2 protein-coding genes are annotated in these 511 nt (G+C 39.9%); both read right to left on the reverse strand.

From position 1 onward, the window contains the following. On the reverse strand, positions 1–220 hold a 220-nt coding region (locus tag ACFINC_RS11930; protein WP_375617327.1), incomplete at its 3' end, for a hypothetical protein. 12 nt (positions 221–232) lie between these two features. Next, a partial coding sequence (locus ACFINC_RS11935; RefSeq protein WP_375617328.1) for a phage antirepressor KilAC domain-containing protein occupies positions 233–511 on the reverse strand: 279 nt, incomplete at its 5' end.

Raw genomic sequence — 511 nt, forward strand, 5'->3', positions numbered from 1 at the left:
AAACCTTGGCATTTTCAGAGATATATGCATTTTGATAAACACAAGCATTGCCTCCAACCCAGCAATTATCATCATGGCTAAGATTCCATTCACTCTCGACAAAGCCTCCAAGGTCGCCTTCTTTGACATCATCAAAATCTTTTAAGGCGCGTATGCGATAAAGCGTTGTTCCATCAACTTTGATTGTTTCATCAGTGAGTTTATATTTCTTTTTTATCATAATGCCCTCCTCTTAATGCATGCTTTGTCTTTTAAGCTCTTGAGACAACAGCCCCATGCCTTTTGCTGTGATTTTTGCGCAAGGAATGACTTTTTCTATTCCACTGGCGGTTTGAAGTGTGATGGTTGGACAATCCATCAGTTGCTTTTGGATTTTGTCTTGATAAGGGAGTAAATTTCCCCCTGCTGCACGTCTGTAAATCCAACCTTTTTGCTGTAAAAATTGAATGAATTGTTTTGGTTGCATCTCGAGTATTTTCGCGGCTTCAGTAAGACCAAAGAGCCCATCATG

The sequence above is a fragment of the Bartonella sp. AP58NXGY genome (assembly GCF_042195785.1).
Taxonomy (GTDB): domain Bacteria; phylum Pseudomonadota; class Alphaproteobacteria; order Rhizobiales; family Rhizobiaceae; genus Bartonella.